Genomic DNA, 16004 nt, shown 5'->3' on the forward strand with positions numbered 1-16004 from the left:
CAATGCACGACGCAGCGCTTTTCGACCTTTTCCGGGCCGAACTCTACACGCCGGTAGTAGGCGACATTCTCGACACGCTGGGGCTGTACCACCAGTTCCTGCCCGCGCCGATCCAGCCGATGACGGCCGACATGAAGCTGATCGGCCGAGCCATGCCAGTGCTGATGATCGACGTCTACGGACCGCAGGATCAACCGTTCGGTAAGCTCACCGAGGCGCTCGACCAGCTCGAGCCGGGCGACATTTATCTCGCGAGCGGCGGCGAGATGCGCTGTGCTTATTGGGGCGAGATCCTGACCGCGACCGCCCGGATGCGCGGTGGCGCCGGTGCGGTGATCAACGGCTATCATCGCGATACGCCGAAGGTGCTCGAACAGGATTGGCCGGTGTTCAGCCGTGGCCGCTTCGCGCAGGATTCGGGAGTCCGCACCAAAGTAGTCGACTATCGTTGTTCGATCGAAGTGGGGCCAGTGACGGTACAGCCCGGTGACCTGGTGTTCGGTGATCTCGACGGCGTGGTCGTCATTCCCGGGGCGCACGAGACCGAGGTGGTCGAGCGCGCGCTGGAGAAGGTGCGCGGCGAGAAGCTGGTGCGCAAGGAGATCGAGGCCGGCATGTCGAGCACCGACGCCTTCGCCAAATACGGCATATTGTGAGCGGGAACGAGATGACGACGGCATTCAGAATCCACGCGGCGGACAATGTCGCGACGTTGCTCGGCGATGCCGAGGATCGCGTCGAGGTGCGCGGCGAAGGCGGCGGCGCACTCGCGCTGCTGGAGCCGATCGCACTGGGCCACAAGGTGGCGCTGGCCGATATCGAAGCGGGCGCGCCGGTCGTGAAGTTCAGCATTACCATCGGCACGGCGAGCCGGTCGATCCGCGCCGGCGAATGGGTCCATCTCCACAATATTGCGAGCAGCTTCGACGAGCGCTCGGGCGGGTTCGACGTGGTGACGGGCGTGGCAAAGGACGTGCGCTATGACTGAAACTTTCGATCGCCAGTGGACCGGCTATCTGCGTTCCGACGGACGCAAGGGCGTCCGCAACCTCGTGCTCGTGATCTATACCGTCCAGTGCGCCGCGTTCGTCGCGCATGCGATAGCTGCGGGCGAGGACGACGTTCAGGTCATCGGCTTCCCCGGCTGCTACGATAATCAATACGCCATCCGGCTGGTGCTCAGCCTCGCGCGGCACCCCAATGTCGGTGCAGTGCTCTCGGTCGGACTCGGCTGCGAATATACCCAGCCGGCACGGATCGCCGAAGCGGTGGAGAAGAGCGGCCGTCCGGCCGCCTCTTTCTTCATTCAGGATGCCGGCGGAACGCGTTCCTCGACCGAGAAGGGCAAGGCGATCGTCGCCGACCTGCGGGACCGCATCCGAATAGAGACGCCCCGCGTCGCAATGGGCTTTCGCGACCTCACGCTCGGTGCCGAATGCGGCGGGTCCGATGGAACCAGCGGGCTGGTCGGCAATCCCGTAGTTGGGCGGCTGTTCGACCGGGTAGTCGATGCCGGCGGCTCGGCGATCTGCGAGGAGATCGTCGAGATGATCGGCTTGCGCGACGTGATCCTGGCGCGCGCCGCCGATGATCGCGCGCGCGGCGAGTTGGAGACGGCCTATGCCAAGGCGGAGCACTATTGCCGCGACGTGCGGCAATATTCGATCTCGCCCGGTAATTTCGCCGGTGGGCTCACGACGATCGAAGAAAAGAGCATGGGCGCGTTCGCGAAGAGCGGATCGCGCCCGATCCAGGGCGTTATCAAGGTCGGCGAGCAGCCGCCCTGGCCTGGCATGTGGGTGATGGATTCGGTGCCCGACGAGCATTTCATGCAGTTCGGCTACACCAACCCGAACGACACCGAAGGCATTATGGACCTGATCTCGGGGGGCAGCCAGATCGTGCTGTTCATCACCGGACGGGGGAGCGTGATCGGATCGCCGGTCGCGCCTCTGGTCAAGGTCACCGGCAACAGCCGCACCTATAGCCGCATGATCGAGGACATGGATTTCGACGCGGGCCGCGTGTTGGCGGGAGAGATGACGCTCGACGAAGGCGCCGACGAACTCGGCGCGATGGTCGCCGATATCGCCGAGGGCATGCCGAGCAAGCCTGAAGCGCTCGGACACAGGGAGTATTTCGTGATGTACAAGCACCAGGACACGCCGGACCTTGATCGGGGGTGCCGCAATGTCGCTTGATGCCGCACAGGCATTCCGGCTCGACGGCGAAGTCGCGCTGATCACCGGCGGCGGTTCCGGCCTTGGCCTAGGCATGGCACGCGCGCTGCATGCGGCCGGCGCCAAGGTCGTGCTAGTCGGCCGCCGCGCCGAGCTCGTGCAGGCCGCGGCGGAGGAACTGGGCGAGGGTGCCTATTGGGAAGCCGCCGACGTCACCGCGTTCGACACTCTGCCGGCGCTGGTCGAGCGGGTGATCGCGAAGACGGGCAAGGTTTCGATCCTGGTCAACAATGCGGGAATCAACTTCAAGAAGCTCGCAGTCGATACCGAGGTCGCGGAATTCTCGACCATGCTCGACACGCACGTCCTTGCCGCGCACGCGCTGACCCGCGCGGTATTGCCCGGGATGCTCGCGGCGAGACACGGCAGCATATTGTTCACCGCGTCGATGACCTCGATGCTCGGCATGCCCGGCGTGATTGCTTATTCGGCCGCCAAATCGGCCTATGTCGGCATGGTCCGCGCGCTTTCGGTCGAAGTGGCGGGGCAAGGCGTGCGGGTCAATGCGATTGCCCCGGGCTGGATCGAATCGCCGATGCTGCGCAAGGCGCTCGACAACGACCCGGCGCGTTCGGACCGCATCCTTCAGCGCACGCCGATGGGCCGCTTCGGCGAGGCCGAGGATATCGGCTGGGCAGCGGTCTATCTCTGCTCGCCAGCCGCCAAGTTCGTCACCGGTGTCCTGCTGCCCATCGACGGCGGCGCCTCCCAGGGATTCTGACAATCATGACCACCGAAATGCCGCTGGCGCCGCATCCCGATCGACTGCTCCCCGCCGACCCCGAGACGCGCGCCATCGCGCGCGAGCTCTACCAGTCGGTCAAGGACCTGCCGATCATCAGTCCGCACGGACACACCGATCCGTCCTGGTTCGCCGAGAACCAGCCTTTCCCGGACCCGGCCACCCTCTTCATCGTCCCGGACCATTACATCTTCCGGATGCTCTACAGTCGGGGGGTGCCGCTCGAGGAACTGGGCGTGCCGCGGATCGACGGCGGGTGGACAGAGACCGACACCCGCAAGATATGGCGGCGCTTCGCCGAGAATTTCCACCTGCTGCGTGGCACGCCGAGCCGGATGTGGCTCGACTATGCGTTCCACGAGATTCTCGGGATCACGGAGCGGCTGTCGCCGAGCAATGCCGACCGCATTTATGACCAGATCGACGCGCAGCTGAAGCGGCCCGAATTCCTGCCCCGCGCGCTATTCGAGCGCTTCCGTATCGAGGCGATCGCGACGACCGAGAACCCGCTCGACGACCTGCGCCATCACAAGGCGGTCAGGGCGAGCGGCTGGTCGGGTCGGGTGATGACCGCGTTCCGGCCTGACAATGTCATCGACCCCGAGCATCCGCGCTTCCGCGAGGACCTGCCTGAGCTGGGGCGAATTACCGGCCATGATGTCGGTACCTGGGAGGGCTATCTCGCGGCGCTCCGCGACCGGCGGCGCTATTTCATCGAGCATGGAGGCGCGACCTCGACCGATCACGGCCATCCTACCGCGCATACTGAAAACCTGCCCCAGGCCGAAGCTGCGGCGTTGTTCGCGCACATCGCTTCCGGCCAGGGCGACGCGCTCGACGCCGAGCGCTTCCGTGGCCAGATGCTTACCGAAATGGCGCGGATGAGCCTGGAGGACGGGCTGGTGATGCAGATCCACCCCGGCGCGCTGCGCAGCCAGAATCCGTACATCAAGCGGACCTTTGGCGAGGCCAAGGGCGACGACTGGCCGTCGCGCACCGATTATGTCCACGCATTGAAGCCGTTGCTCGACGCCTTCGGCAACGAGCGCGACCTGACGATCATCCTCTTCACGCTGGACGAGAGTACCTATGCGCGAGAGATCGCGCCGCTCGCCGGCCATTACCCCGCTCTCCGGATCGGCCCGGCCTGGTGGTTCCACGACAGCCCGGAAGGCATGCGCCGTTTTCGCGAGCAAGTTACCGAGACCGCGGGCTTCTACAACACCGTCGGTTTCAACGACGACACCCGGGCGTTCTTCTCGATTCCGGCGCGGCACGATCTCAGCCGGCGCGTGGATTGCGGCTTCCTTGCACGGCTGGTTGCCGAGCATCGCCTCGAGCGCGACGAGGCCTTCGAGGTGGCCAAGGATCTGGCATACAATCTCGTGAAGGCGGCGTATCGGCTTTGAGCCGGGCCTCTGGATCGGCCCTCCCTTGACCGGGAGGGCCTAGACGTCGACCACTGCGGGCGCGCCGTTTACCCGTACGTTCTCCAGCTTCAGGCCGGCCACGCCGCGCGCCACCAGACGGGTGCGGTTGGGATCGGTGAGCGTCACGTCCACATCGCGCAACGTGACGTTCGAGATCGCTGTCGTCGCGTTGCCCGAGATATTGCCGAAGCCACGAGTGGTGCCACGCACGTCCTCGATCAGGATGTCACGGATGATGCCGCCCGGCGGGGCCGCGGGCACCTTGGTGCCATGGGTCAGCCGGGCATTGACGATCAGGCCGATCGCGGGATCATCCGCGCCGAAAGTCTCGGGATGACCGAGGCCGTAGAACACCTCGCCATTGTGCCAGTGCGAAGGCGGGTTGGAGGCCGGCTGCAGGTGGATGCCCCGGACGTGGAGGCGCTCATAGACCTGGCCTGGCGTGTCCGGACGAATCTTGAAGCGGATCGTCGGCATGTCGCCGACATTGGTGATCCGCTCGACCTTGATGTCGCGCATGATCGTGCCGTTGCTGCCGAAGGTGACGCAGCCCAGCCCTTCGGTGAAGACGCAGTCATGGATGTGTATTCGCTCGGTGGGCGGGGCTGCCGTATAAGCGGCAGCCCCGGCGCCCTGCGTCCCCTTGAGCGCAATACAATCGTCGTCGACCGAGAAATGGCACCGGCGAACGATCACGTCCTGGCAGCTGTCGATATCGATGGCATCGCTGCTCGGCGCGCGGATGTGATGCGGCACCTCGTAGCGGCAATCCTCCACTACCGCCCGCCGGCAGCGATATAGATGCAGGTTCCAGAAAGCGGAATCCTTGAACGTCACGCCGCTGACCAGCAGGTCGTCGCAATCCTGCAGAAAGGCGAGCTGCGGAAAGTGATACTGGACGGCGTGTCCGTCGACAGTTTCCTTGGGTGCGTTGAAGAACATGCGCCAGAAAGGCTCGCCATTGCCGTCCAGCGTGCCGGGACCAATGACGCGCAGGCCGTGATTGCCGGTGGCGTTGATCAGGGCCATGCGCAGCGGCTCCGGAAAGGCCTCGACGAACCGGCGCATGACCAGAGGGTAGTCGGAGAGGTTGGGTGAGCCCTTGAGCACCGCGCCCTCGCGCAGTTCCAGCCCAACACCCTTTTTGAGCACGACCGAACCACTCAGAAAGGTGCCACGTGGGACTACAACCATGCCCCCGCCGGCGCGGGCGCAGGTATCGATCGCCTTCTGGATCGCAATGGTGTTGATCGTGCTGCCATCGGCGACCGCGCCGTAACGGGTGATGTCGAAACGGCGTCCCGGGGCCGCCAGGCTGGGAAAGGCCGGGAGGGCACAGAGCAGCCCCGCCGCCGGCGCTCGGCGCAGAATTTCGCGTCGCGATCGGTCCATGTCAGCCTCTCCATCCGTTTGCCGCGGCCGCTTGCGAAATCGTGCAGCTGCCATCTTGTCTTACAGGTTAATCTGTCTTACAGGTTTGTCCACCTTGAAAGCAAAAAGCTGCAATGGGGAGGTTCCGAATGGCATTTCATACACGGCATTTGCCGCAGGCTTTGAGCATGGTTTCCGTGCTGGCGATCGCGACCAGCGCGTTGATCGCAGCGCCCGCGGAGGCGCAGACCGATTCGCGTCAGCCTCAGTCGGCACCTGAAGCGGCGCCAGCCGACCAGGCCGAGGCAACGAACGAGATTGTCGTCACCGGCTTTCGCGAATCGCTCAGTAATTCGTTGGCCCTCAAGCGCAAGGAGACCGGGGTCGTCGATACGATCCTGGCGGAGGATATCGGCAAGTTTCCCGATTCGAACCTGGCTGAATCGATGCAGCGCCTTCCGGGCGTCGCGATTACTCGCGGTGACGGCGGCGAGGGAAAGACGATCTCGGTCCGTGGTTTGGGCGCGCAGTTCACCCGCGTCCGGCTGAACGGCATGGAGGGCGCCAGCTCGACCGGCTCGTCGGACATCCGCTCAGGCTATGTCTCGTCGCGCTCGTTCGATTTCAGCGCTTTCGCCTCGGAGCTGTTCAGCTCGCTTTCGGTCCGCAAGACCATGTCGGCCGACATCGAGGAGGGGTCGCTGGGTGCGACCGTGGATTTGCAGACCCCGCGCCCGCTGGATTTCAAGAACGACTTCACCCTGGCGGCCAGCGCGCAGGGCACGTACGATGATCTGCGCGGGCGCGTCAGCCCGCGAGTCACGGCACTGGTGTCCAAGAAGTTTCTCGACGGAACCTTCGGCATCGCCGCCTCCGTCGCTTATACCAAGCGCTACACGCGCGAAGAGGGGTGGTCGGCGATCGACATCCTTCAGGGTAGCTTGAATCACTTCTGCTCTCCAGTGGGCTATACGCCGCAGAGCCCGGGGAACAGCGCGACCAACGGAAGCAACGCGGCGAATTGCTCCACCGGCAATCCGCGCCTCCCCAATACCCCGACCAACGCGGCCAATTATGCGCTGGTCGACAATGCCAACACCTTCGTGCCGCGTAGCCCGCGCCTGATCCGCTCGGACCAGGACTATTCGCGCCTCGGTGCCACGCTCAGCCTCCAGGCCGAACCCGCGGTCGGCACGAAGTTCGCGCTCGACGGCCTCTTCTCGCGCTACGACGTTACCCGTAGCGACCAGACGCTCACGGCGATCTCGTTCTCTCGCAACGCGGGTCAGCATGGCAGCGCCGAAAGCTCGGTGGTGGATGCCGTGCGCGCGGACGACGGAACGCTGGTCTATGGCAAGTTCAACGGCGTCGATCTCACGTCCGATCTGACGCTGACCAAATATACGACCACGTTCAGCCAGATCAATTTCACCGGTTCGCAGGATTTCGGCGCGTTGAAGCTCGACGGGTATATCGGTATGTCGCGCACGATCGTCGACCGGCCGATGCGCACGCAGATCGGCATCTTCGCCAACAACGTCAACGGCTTCTCGTTCGACTATCGCGACGGCGGCCGGATCCCGAACCTCGACTGGGGCGTCGACGTCAACAACCCAGCCAACTTCGTGTTCGGGCCCCCGTCCGCCGACGGGACGACCAATGGCACGCTCGCGCTGACCCGCGGGCGCGACATGACGAACAACACGACCGCCGAACTGAACGCAGCCTGGGAAATCCTGCACGGAGTCAAGCTTCGCGCGGGCGCCCAGTATCGCGACTCGAAATATCAGACGTTCAGCACCGGCCGAGTGACGCAGAATCTGGCGCCGCTGCTCCCTGCCGGCACGACGATGGCCCAGCTGACCACCCCGGTCACCGACTTCGGGAAGTCGTTGCCGGTCGATACCATCTCGGGCTGGGCCGAACCGGACTATGGCAAGTTCAACTCGGTTCTGGGTTTCAGCAACGAGACCGGTCTCTATGCGATGACCACGACGACCTCGGCCAATCTGAAGGAAACCGTCAAGTCGGCCTATGGGATGATCGAATTCGACACCGATGCGCTACCGGTCCGGCTGCGCGGGAATGTCGGGGTCCGCTATGTCCACACCAATCAGGCCGGTCGGTCGCTGGTCGGCACGCAGCTGAGCCTTTCGCGGAATTACGACGACTGGCTCCCCTCTGCCACGCTGACGGCCGATCTGAGCAAGAACCTGATCCTGCGGTTCGCCGCGGCCAAGGTCATGGCTCGGCCGGAACTATCCGACCTGCTGCCGGGCGCGGTTTCGATCGCCCTCAATACCCGGACCGTTTCGAGCGGCAACTTCCTGCTCAATCCGATCCGCGCCAAGACGGCGGACGTTTCGCTCGAATATTATTTCGGCAAGAGCGGGATCATTTCGGTGGGCGGTTTCTACAAGGACATCGACACCTTCATCCAGACACTCCAGCGCAACATTCCCTTTAACGAGACCGGCCTGCCGCTCTCGCTGCTCAACGGGGCGCAGGGCGTGGACGGCTCCACGATCTTCACGGTGTCGAACAAGACCAACACGCCCGGGGGTCCGCTGAAGGGCGTCGAGGTGAACTTCCAGATGGGCCTGAATTTCCTGCCCGGCTTCCTCTCGAACCTGGGCGTGCTCGCAAACTACACCTATGTCGACTCGAAGATCGTATACTGCACCAACGCGACCTGCAGCACGTCGGTTCTGAACGACCTGGTGAACCTGTCGAAGAACACCTTCAACGGCACGCTTTATTACGAGGACAGCAAGTTCAGCATCCGCGCGAGCGGCGCGTATCGCGACAAGTTTCTCCTCCGCGTGCCGTCGGGCCGCGCGGGCAGCGACGTGCAGGGCAACATATCGTCCTTCTTCCTGGACGCCACCGCCTCGTATCAGATCACGCCCGAGGTCAAGTTCACCATCGAAGCGCAGAACCTGACGAACCAGGAACTGGGACTGTTCATGGACTCGAGCCGTCAGGACTCGCTGTACAGCGCCTATAGCGGGCGCAAGTTCAGCGCCGGCGTCGCGGTGAAGTTCTAAAGCCAAGCGCCGATGGCGCCAAAAGGGGGAAAGCCCGGCCCAACCTCTCCCGGGCCGGGCTTTCTTTGTTGTGGAATGTAGCAACGCCCAAGATCGGCTCAGCTAAAAGCGACTGTTGCACTGGTCTCGATCGCTAGCGCCCCGTTAGCGTCCCGTCGGTACGGCGCCGCTAGAGGGTGTAGAGGACGGCGGAATGCGGTGGCACGGTCACCCTGCGGCCGGGCCTGATCGCGATCTTGCGCAGCGTGGTACCGTTCCTGGCGTCGAGCGCCGGGCCGGTGAGCAGCATCGCGCTGCGCCCGGCCGGGGCGGGCAGGGTGACGGTGGCCGGCACCAGGTCCTTGTTGACGATCGCGACACGTTTTGCGCGGCCGGCCTGCAGGGCATAAGCGGTGACGAAGCGGTTCGCACCCGCGAGCGCCGCAGGGATGAACCTCGCGCCGGTCACCAACTGGGCGAACTGGATTCCGTAATATTCCGGGCGGCGCGTAAAGCCGGTCGAGGGCGCGCCGACGATCGGCGAATAATGGCCGTTGCCCCCGCCATGCCAGTTGACGCCGATCCATCCGAGCTCGGCGAAGCGCAGCATGACGTCTACGCACCAGAGCGCCGAGGCCAAGGTATCAGAAACCCCGGGCTGGCCGCCGTTCCAGCAGCTGTTTCCTTCGGTGAGGCGGAAGGGCAGGCCAGCGGTTCCGCACGCCGCTTGCACCAGTGCGAAGCGGTCGGCGTGCATCGTCGTGGTGCTCGGATCGGGCTCCAATAACTGCCCGATGGTCGCTTCGGGATTACCCGCCGGGCCCATCGCATAATAATGTCCGGTCAGCATGACGACGTCGGGATGCTTGGGCGCCTCTGCCGCGAAAGCGGTGAGATAATCGAGCTTGTTGGAGATGTCCGGTCCGGCAAACTTCACCCCCGGGGCTGCGGCCGCGATGGCGTCGTGGAAGGCCTTCCATTCGCCGATAAAATCCTTGGGCGTCCATTCGGCCGGGCGATACCGCTTGCGAAAGGAATCGGGCTCGTTCCCGATCTGGAGCAGGATCAGCCGCGGCCCCAGGATGCGCTGTACCGCCACGGCTTCGGCGGCGGCATTCTCCTTGCTGCCCTGGCCGAAGTTGAGACCCCATATGCAGCTCCAACCGGTCGCCTCGAGAAAGCCGCGCAGGTTCCTGAGCGCCAGCGCGGTGGTGACGGTGCCGTGCTTCACCGTCTTGGACGTGTCCGGGCCGAAGATTTCGAAGGGAGGTGCACCTCCGGGATCCTGGTCAGAATAGCTGGTATATTCGCTCGACCCGCCGCCGATGCGCAGCACGCCGGTGGGGGACAGCTCGCGGAAGAGGGCAATCAGCGCGCGGTTCGACGGCGCGAAGAAGTCCGGATTGGCCAACTGCGCGGTTTCGTAGGAGAGGCCGACATAGTCCGCGGGGATGGCGCGGCCGGTCGCCGCGCCGTGGAGCGACAATGTGATGCCAGGCGCCCGGGCAAGGGCGAGGCGCGGCAGGCTTGCCGCGGCGGTGGTGGCGGCGAGGCGGTTGAGCAGCTGGCGGCGGTTCATGCGGTCTCCGAACAAATGGGAAGGTGGCTTGCTGCCGGCGCGCGAAGGCTCCGTGGACAAAATCCCACTCGCACCACCGATCCCGGTAGCATTGACGCTAACTGAGACGGCAGGTTAATATTTCAAAGACGGCATATAACATTTCAGGCTCGGTTGGAACGGTAGCGACCGCTTCGTAAATTGGCATCCGGCCGGAAGCCTTGATCGCAGAGTGGCAAAGAAAGCTGTGCCTGGCTTTGAACCCCGGCCTTCGGGAATGACGAAGGCCCTCGTTGAAGGAAGCGATATGGAAGCGCGGTTCGGACGGAGGAGCTTCTTGAGCGGCGCGGCGGGCGCCGCGGGCGCGCTGGCGGTCGGTACTCCCGCGATGGGGCGGGCCCAGGAGGATGGGGCGCCACAGACCTCGGCCGGGTCCGCGCCTCTCGCCTATCAGGAGCGAACCCGCGCGCAGCGCATGCGCTGGTGGCGGGATGGCCGGTTCGGCATGTTCATCCATTTCGGCTTGTACAGCGTGATCGGGCACCAGGAATGGGTGCTCGAATCCGAGGGCATTCCGATCCCCGATTATGAGAAGCTCGCGAAGCATTTCGCGCCGAAACCAGGCGCGGCACGCCAATGGGCGCGGCTCGCGAAGCGGGCGGGGCAGAAATACATCGTGCTCACCACCAAGCATCACGAGGGATTCTGTCTGTGGGACACCAAGCTCACCGACTATAACGCGGTGCGGCAGGGCCCGGGACGCGACCTGGTGCGCGAGTTCGTCGAGGCGGTGCGGGCCGAGGGCCTGCGGGTCGGGTTCTATTACTCGCTGATGGACTGGCATCATCCCGACGGCGCCAGCTGCGCAACCGATCCCGCCGCGCGCGCGCGGTTCGTCGCCTATACCCACGGACTGATCCGCGAGTTGCTGACCAATTACGGCACGATCGACATCCTCTGGTACGACGTCACCTGGCCGCTGACGCCCGAGCAATGGCGCGCCGAGGAGATGAACAAGATGGTGTTCGACCTCCAGCCCGACATCATCGTGAACAACCGCAACGGGCTGGCGGGCGATTTCTCGACGCCCGAGCACAAGGTTGCGGCCGACGAGCGCGCCTGGGAGACGTGCGAGACGATGAATCTGGGCTGGGGCTATCAGCGCAACGACGACGAGTGGAAGAGCGCCAAGCGCATCGTCAACGACCTGACCTTATGCGTGCAGCAGGGCGGCAACTATCTGCTCAACATCGGCCCCGATGCCGCGGGCGACGTGCCGACGGAGTCGGTCGAGCGGCTCGAGCAGGTAGGTGAGTGGCTCCGTACCAACGGCGCGTCGATCTACGGCGCCGAAGGGCGCGCGGCGGATGCGTTCGGGAACTATACCAACTTCACCAAGGCGGGAAACAAGCTCTACGTCCACGTCTATTTCTGGCCGTCCAGGACGCCGGCGGCAGAATGGCTCGACTTCTACCGGCCCGGGACGGTGATCGCCATCGGTGGTGTGCGGTCAAAGGTGGTCGCGGCGCGGCTGCTCAAGACCGGCCAGCCGGTGAAGTTCACTCAGAACGGTGTCTCGCTCCGGCTGACCGGGCTGCCCGACGAGGCGCCCGATTCGCCGACGACGGTGATCGAGATCGAATGCGACGGTCCGGCATTCGTGGACCATCATCTGATCCGGCCGGAGTGGCAGCGGTACAAGGTGGGAGTCGCGGTTTAAGAGAGCCATCCCGGCCGCTCGGCCCTTGGTAACGGGTACGCACCTAGTAGAAATCGGAAGCGGCCAGGGCCGTCGCGCGTCCCGGTCGGAGCACGACTTCCTGGTGACGGCCGCCGGCGCGGACGACGCGTTTTCCGGCGATCTCCGGATGCAGCGTGACCAAATCGAGCGTGCCGTCCTTCCAGGCGAGATCGATCGTGCAGCCGCCGCGCACGCGCACGCCGCGCAATTTCCCTGTCGGCCAGGCCTTGGGCAAAGCGGGCAGCAGGTCGATCAGGTCTCCCCGGCTCTGCACCAGCATTTCGACCAGTGCCGCCGTGCCACCGAAGATGCAGTCGACCTGGAAAGGGGCGTGAGCGCCGGGCATGCCGGGGGCGTTGGCGTCGGCCTGGATCAGGCGCAGCAGCATGTGATGCGCCGCCTCTGCCTCGCGGAAATGCGCCCATAAGGCGGCGCGCCAGGCAAGCGCCCACCCCGTCGCGTCGGTTCCGCGTAGCTCGAGCGAGCGGCGCGCCGCGCGCAGCAGGTCGGGCGTGTCGTCGGCATTGATCTGCTGGCTGGGATAGACCGCGTAGAGATGCGAGGTGTGGCGATGCGTCTGCTCGACCGCGTCGGCGTCCCAGTCGGCAAGCCATTCCTGGAGCTGACCGTTCTTCCCCACCTGATGCGGCGCTAGTCTGGCGCGTATTGCGGTGAGCTGAGATCGCAGATCGGCATCGCGACCCAGCAGCTTGGCGGAGGCTATGGTCCGATCGAACAGGTCGCGCAGGATCTGCATGTCCAAAGCGGGTCCGGCGCACAGGGTGCTGCCATGGCCGTGATCGTTTTCCGGCGAACAGGACGGGCAGGTGACCATCCACCCGCTCGCGGGATCCTTCACCAGTGTGTCGAGGAAGAACAAAGATGCGCCGCGCAGCAGTGGATAGATCCGCCGCAGATAGGCTGTGTCGCGGTGGAAGTCGTAGTGATCCCAAAGCTGCACGCTGAGCCACGCTGCCCCGGTGGGCCACAACCCGGTGCGGGCATGGTCGACTGGCCCCGAGGCGCGCCACAGGTCGGTGTTGTGGTGGGCGACCCAGCCGCGCGCGCCGTACAGGCCCTTCGCGGTATAGGCGCCCGAGACCGCCAGTTCCTCGACCATCGCGACCAGCGGCTCGATGCATTCGGGCAGGTTGGCGGTGTCGACCGGCCAGTAGTTCATCTCGGTGTTGATGTTGATCGTGTATTTGGAGCCCCAGGGCGGCCGGTTGCTCTCGTTCCAGATGCCCTGCAGGTTCGATGGTTCCGAGCCCGCGCGCGACGAACAGATCGCCAGATAGCGGCCGAACTGGAAGAACAATGCGGCCAGTTCGGGATCGGCGCGGTCCAGCGCATGCCCCGCACGCGAATCGGTTGCCGATCCTGCTGCCCGGCTGGTGCCGAGATCGATCGAGACCCGGCGAAACAGGCGGCGATGCTCGGCGCTGTGGTCGTCGCGAAGCTGTTTCCAGGACTTGCGCGCGGCAGCGGCTAGCTGCGCTTTGACGATTGAACGTGGATCGGCTGAGACGTCCAAGGGCGATTTGAAACTGGTGGCCGCGGCCAGCAGGATCCGGATCGAGCGCGCGCCGCGCACCTGCAGCACCGGACCGTCACCGCTTATGGTGCCGCCATCGGCGGCGACTTGCGCGCGAGTCTCGAAATGCAGGCGGCCGGGGATACCGCGGTCCGAATTGTTGACACCGCTCAGCACCAGCGTCGAAGTGCCCTCGACGACTGCTTCGGCCCGCTGGCCGGTGCCGAACGAACAGTCGAGCGAGACCGGGGCGCCGTCGGCATGAACCGAGATGGCGATTACCTGATCGACGGGCGAGCTCAGAATTTCGCGGGAATAGGTGGTCTTGCCCGAGACGAAGCGGGTGCGGCTGATCGCGCCATCAAGGTCGAGCTCGCGGCGATATTCCTCGACCGGCGTTTCCTCGACATCGACCAGGTCCAGCCAAAGGTCGCCCAGCGATTGATAGGACATCTCGCGCATCGGGACCGACTGGACATATTTCTCGGCATAAGCCTCCGCCTCGGCATATTTGCCGGCGAAGATCATTTCGCGCACCTTGGGAATCGCGTCGCGCGCGGCGGGATTGAGATGCTGGTAGGGACCGCCCGACCAGAAGCGGTCCTCGTTGAGTTGAAGCCGTTCGAGTTTGATGTTGCCGAAGACCATCGCGCCCAAGCGGCCATTGCCGATGGGGTGTGCCTCGGGCCAGGTGCCCGCCGGCTTGTTGTGCCACACCAGCCACCGTTCGGGCTTTTCGTCACCCGGGAGCCCAGCGGCGGCCGGCGCGCTCCTCGCGGCCGGTGTCGCGGTCGCGGTCAAGCTCGCCGCAAGGCCCGCTGCCAGCATTTCGCGCCTTGAGATGTCCATCCCGCTCCCTCGACTAGCTTACTGATATCTCTGTTTCGCTCTGTGATCTTATATGCAAGGGTCTTTGGCGCGTTTGGAGGTGGTCGCATTACGTCGCAGGGAGGTGCAATGCCGGTTGAAGCCTTGGCTCTTGGCTGGATGCGGAAGGCGGCTGCCTTGCTCTTGGCGCTTGCCGCGCTTCACGCTCTGCCCGCCCGCGCGCAGCTTGACGGCAATTTCGACGAGACGAAGGTCGCGCCCTATCGCCTTCCCGATCCGCTGGTGATGGCCAATGGCGTCGCAGTGAGGACGGCGCAGCAATGGCGGAGCCGCCGTCGGCCAGAACTCGTCGCTCTGTTCGAACACAACATCTACGGCGTCAGTCCGCCGCGCCCGCCGCATATGCGGTTCGCCGTCACGGAAATGAGCGCGGAGGCGCTCGGTGGTCTCGCCGTGCGCAAACAGGTCACCATCTATCTCGACGGCACGTCGGATGGGCCGCAGATGTCGGTGCTGATCTACCTGCCCAAGAACGCGCGCGGCCCCGTGCCGATGTTCGTCGGGCCGAACTTCCACGGCAACCAATCGGTTTCCGTCGACCCGGCGATCGCGATCACGCCCAATTGGGTCACGCCGGCCGAAGGCATCAACAAGAATCGCGCGACGCTGCATGCGCGGGGGATCGATGCCGCGGAATGGCCGATCGAGCGGATGCTGAATGCGGGTTACGGCGTCGCGACCTATTTCACCGGCGACCTCTATCCCGACGGCGACACACAATATGCCCAGAGCATCCTGCCCTGGTATCGAACCAGCCCTTCGGCACCCGACCATTGGGGGGCGGTGGCGGTCTGGGCCTGGGGACTGAGCCGCGTCTACGATTATCTGGCGACCGATCGCGCCGTCGATGCAAAGCGCGTCATCGTCATCGGGCATTCGCGCTACGGCAAGGCAGCTTTATGGGCGGGCGCTCGCGACACGCGCTTTGCCGCGGTGATCTCGAACGATTCCGGGGAGGGCGGGGCATCGCTGTTCCGCCGCAACTTCGGCGAGACGATCCGGGTCATGAACAATTACTGGTTCGCACCGAATTACAAGACCTTCTCCGAGCGCGAAGCGGCGTTGCCGGTGGATGCCCATGAGCTGATCGCGCTGATCGCGCCGCGTCCGGTCTATATCGGGGCGGCGAGTGAGGATCTGTGGGCCGACCCGCTCGGGATGTTCCTCGCGGCCAAGGGTGCCGAGCCGGTCTATCGCTTGCTCGGCGTCGAAGGAATGGCGGGCGAGTCCATGCCGCCGCCCGGCGGCGCCATCCTGTCGCGGATATCCTATCATCTGCGCGTCGGCGCCCATGGCATCACCCTATGGGATTGGGACAATTACCTGCACTTCGCCGATCGCTTCGTGCGGCCGCAGCCGCGTTGACACAAACCTGTAAGACAGCCAAGTTGTTGTGCCCGGCTGAATCGGCCGGGCGGACGTGTCGCGGGTGCGGGCCGACCTCGCAATGCGGCGCCTGCCCGATCACGTCCGA

Annotated in this window: 11 protein-coding genes; 8 read left to right on the forward strand and 3 right to left on the reverse strand. The window is 64.8% G+C overall.

What is annotated here, in order from left to right:
• The first annotated feature begins 2 nt into the window (after positions 1-2).
• Genes SMA01S_RS10820 through uxaC form a run of 5 tightly spaced genes read left to right on the forward strand, consistent with a single transcriptional unit; the run spans position 3 to position 4391 of the window.
• Positions 3-656, forward strand: a complete 654-nt coding sequence (locus SMA01S_RS10820; RefSeq protein ID WP_066821456.1) for an RraA family protein — start codon at positions 3-5, stop codon at positions 654-656.
• 11 nt (positions 657-667) lie between these two features.
• Positions 668-988: a UxaA family hydrolase gene (locus tag SMA01S_RS10825; protein WP_066821459.1), complete on the forward strand. Its 321-nt coding sequence runs from the start codon at positions 668-670 to the stop codon at positions 986-988.
• Positions 981-2201 (forward strand): UxaA family hydrolase, encoded by a 1221-nt coding sequence (locus SMA01S_RS10830; RefSeq protein WP_066821462.1) that lies wholly within the window; start codon positions 981-983, stop codon positions 2199-2201. The genes SMA01S_RS10825 and SMA01S_RS10830 overlap by 8 nt, the downstream gene beginning before the upstream one ends.
• Positions 2191-2961 (forward strand): SDR family NAD(P)-dependent oxidoreductase, encoded by a 771-nt coding sequence (locus tag SMA01S_RS10835; RefSeq protein WP_066821463.1) that lies wholly within the window; start codon positions 2191-2193, stop codon positions 2959-2961. The genes SMA01S_RS10830 and SMA01S_RS10835 overlap by 11 nt, the downstream gene beginning before the upstream one ends.
• Before the next feature lie 5 nt (positions 2962-2966).
• A complete protein-coding gene (gene uxaC, locus SMA01S_RS10840) occupies positions 2967-4391 on the forward strand; it encodes a glucuronate isomerase (RefSeq protein ID WP_157093898.1) in 1425 nt (474 codons plus the stop codon).
• A gap of 39 nt (positions 4392-4430) precedes the next feature.
• Here the strand turns inward: uxaC and SMA01S_RS10845 are convergent, their stop codons facing one another.
• Complete coding sequence (locus SMA01S_RS10845; RefSeq protein WP_066821465.1) at positions 4431-5804, reverse strand: glycoside hydrolase family 28 protein; 1374 nt, start codon at positions 5802-5804, stop codon at positions 4431-4433.
• Between the two features lie 128 nt (positions 5805-5932).
• Here SMA01S_RS10845 and SMA01S_RS10850 point away from each other — a divergent pair, with 128 nt between their 5' ends.
• The gene (locus tag SMA01S_RS10850) at positions 5933-8830 is read left to right on the forward strand and encodes a TonB-dependent receptor (RefSeq protein ID WP_169804226.1); all 2898 of its coding nucleotides are present in this window, start codon (positions 5933-5935) and stop codon (positions 8828-8830) included.
• Positions 8831-8999: 169 nt separating this feature from the next.
• Here the strand turns inward: SMA01S_RS10850 and SMA01S_RS10855 are convergent, their stop codons facing one another.
• A complete protein-coding gene (locus SMA01S_RS10855; RefSeq protein WP_066821470.1) occupies positions 9000-10388 on the reverse strand; it encodes a hypothetical protein in 1389 nt (462 codons plus the stop codon).
• Between the two features lie 316 nt (positions 10389-10704).
• Between SMA01S_RS10855 and SMA01S_RS10860 the strand changes: the two genes are divergently transcribed.
• Positions 10705-12087, forward strand: a complete 1383-nt coding sequence (locus SMA01S_RS10860; RefSeq protein WP_218016874.1) for an alpha-L-fucosidase — start codon at positions 10705-10707, stop codon at positions 12085-12087.
• Positions 12088-12130: 43 nt separating this feature from the next.
• Here the strand turns inward: SMA01S_RS10860 and SMA01S_RS10865 are convergent, their stop codons facing one another.
• Entirely contained in the window at positions 12131-14491 is a 2361-nt protein-coding gene (locus SMA01S_RS10865; protein WP_066821472.1) for a glycoside hydrolase family 95 protein, read from the reverse strand.
• 108 nt (positions 14492-14599) lie between these two features.
• Between SMA01S_RS10865 and SMA01S_RS10870 the strand changes: the two genes are divergently transcribed.
• A complete protein-coding gene (locus SMA01S_RS10870; RefSeq protein ID WP_066821475.1) occupies positions 14600-15895 on the forward strand; it encodes an alpha/beta hydrolase family protein in 1296 nt (431 codons plus the stop codon).
• Positions 15896-16004 lie beyond the last annotated feature (109 nt).

The sequence above is a fragment of the Sphingomonas mali NBRC 15500 genome (assembly GCF_001598415.1).
Lineage (GTDB): Bacteria > Pseudomonadota > Alphaproteobacteria > Sphingomonadales > Sphingomonadaceae > Sphingomonas > Sphingomonas mali.

Excerpts from the sequence above, each read along its gene's own strand:
- SMA01S_RS10820 (WP_066821456.1), top strand. The coding sequence starts at position 3 with ATGCACGACGCAGCGCTTTTCGACCTTTTCCGGGCCGAACTCTACACG.
- SMA01S_RS10825 (WP_066821459.1), top strand. The coding sequence starts at position 668 with ATGACGACGGCATTCAGAATCCACGCGGCGGACAATGTCGCGACGTTG.
- SMA01S_RS10830 (WP_066821462.1), top strand. The coding sequence starts at position 981 with ATGACTGAAACTTTCGATCGCCAGTGGACCGGCTATCTGCGTTCCGAC.
- SMA01S_RS10835 (WP_066821463.1), top strand. The coding sequence starts at position 2,191 with ATGTCGCTTGATGCCGCACAGGCATTCCGGCTCGACGGCGAAGTCGCG.
- uxaC (WP_157093898.1), top strand. The coding sequence starts at position 2,967 with ATGACCACCGAAATGCCGCTGGCGCCGCATCCCGATCGACTGCTCCCC.
- SMA01S_RS10845 (WP_066821465.1), bottom strand. The coding sequence starts at position 5,804 with ATGGACCGATCGCGACGCGAAATTCTGCGCCGAGCGCCGGCGGCGGGG.
- SMA01S_RS10850 (WP_169804226.1), top strand. The coding sequence starts at position 5,933 with ATGGCATTTCATACACGGCATTTGCCGCAGGCTTTGAGCATGGTTTCC.
- SMA01S_RS10855 (WP_066821470.1), bottom strand. The coding sequence starts at position 10,388 with ATGAACCGCCGCCAGCTGCTCAACCGCCTCGCCGCCACCACCGCCGCG.
- SMA01S_RS10865 (WP_066821472.1), bottom strand. The coding sequence starts at position 14,491 with ATGGACATCTCAAGGCGCGAAATGCTGGCAGCGGGCCTTGCGGCGAGC.
- SMA01S_RS10870 (WP_066821475.1), top strand. The coding sequence starts at position 14,600 with ATGCCGGTTGAAGCCTTGGCTCTTGGCTGGATGCGGAAGGCGGCTGCC.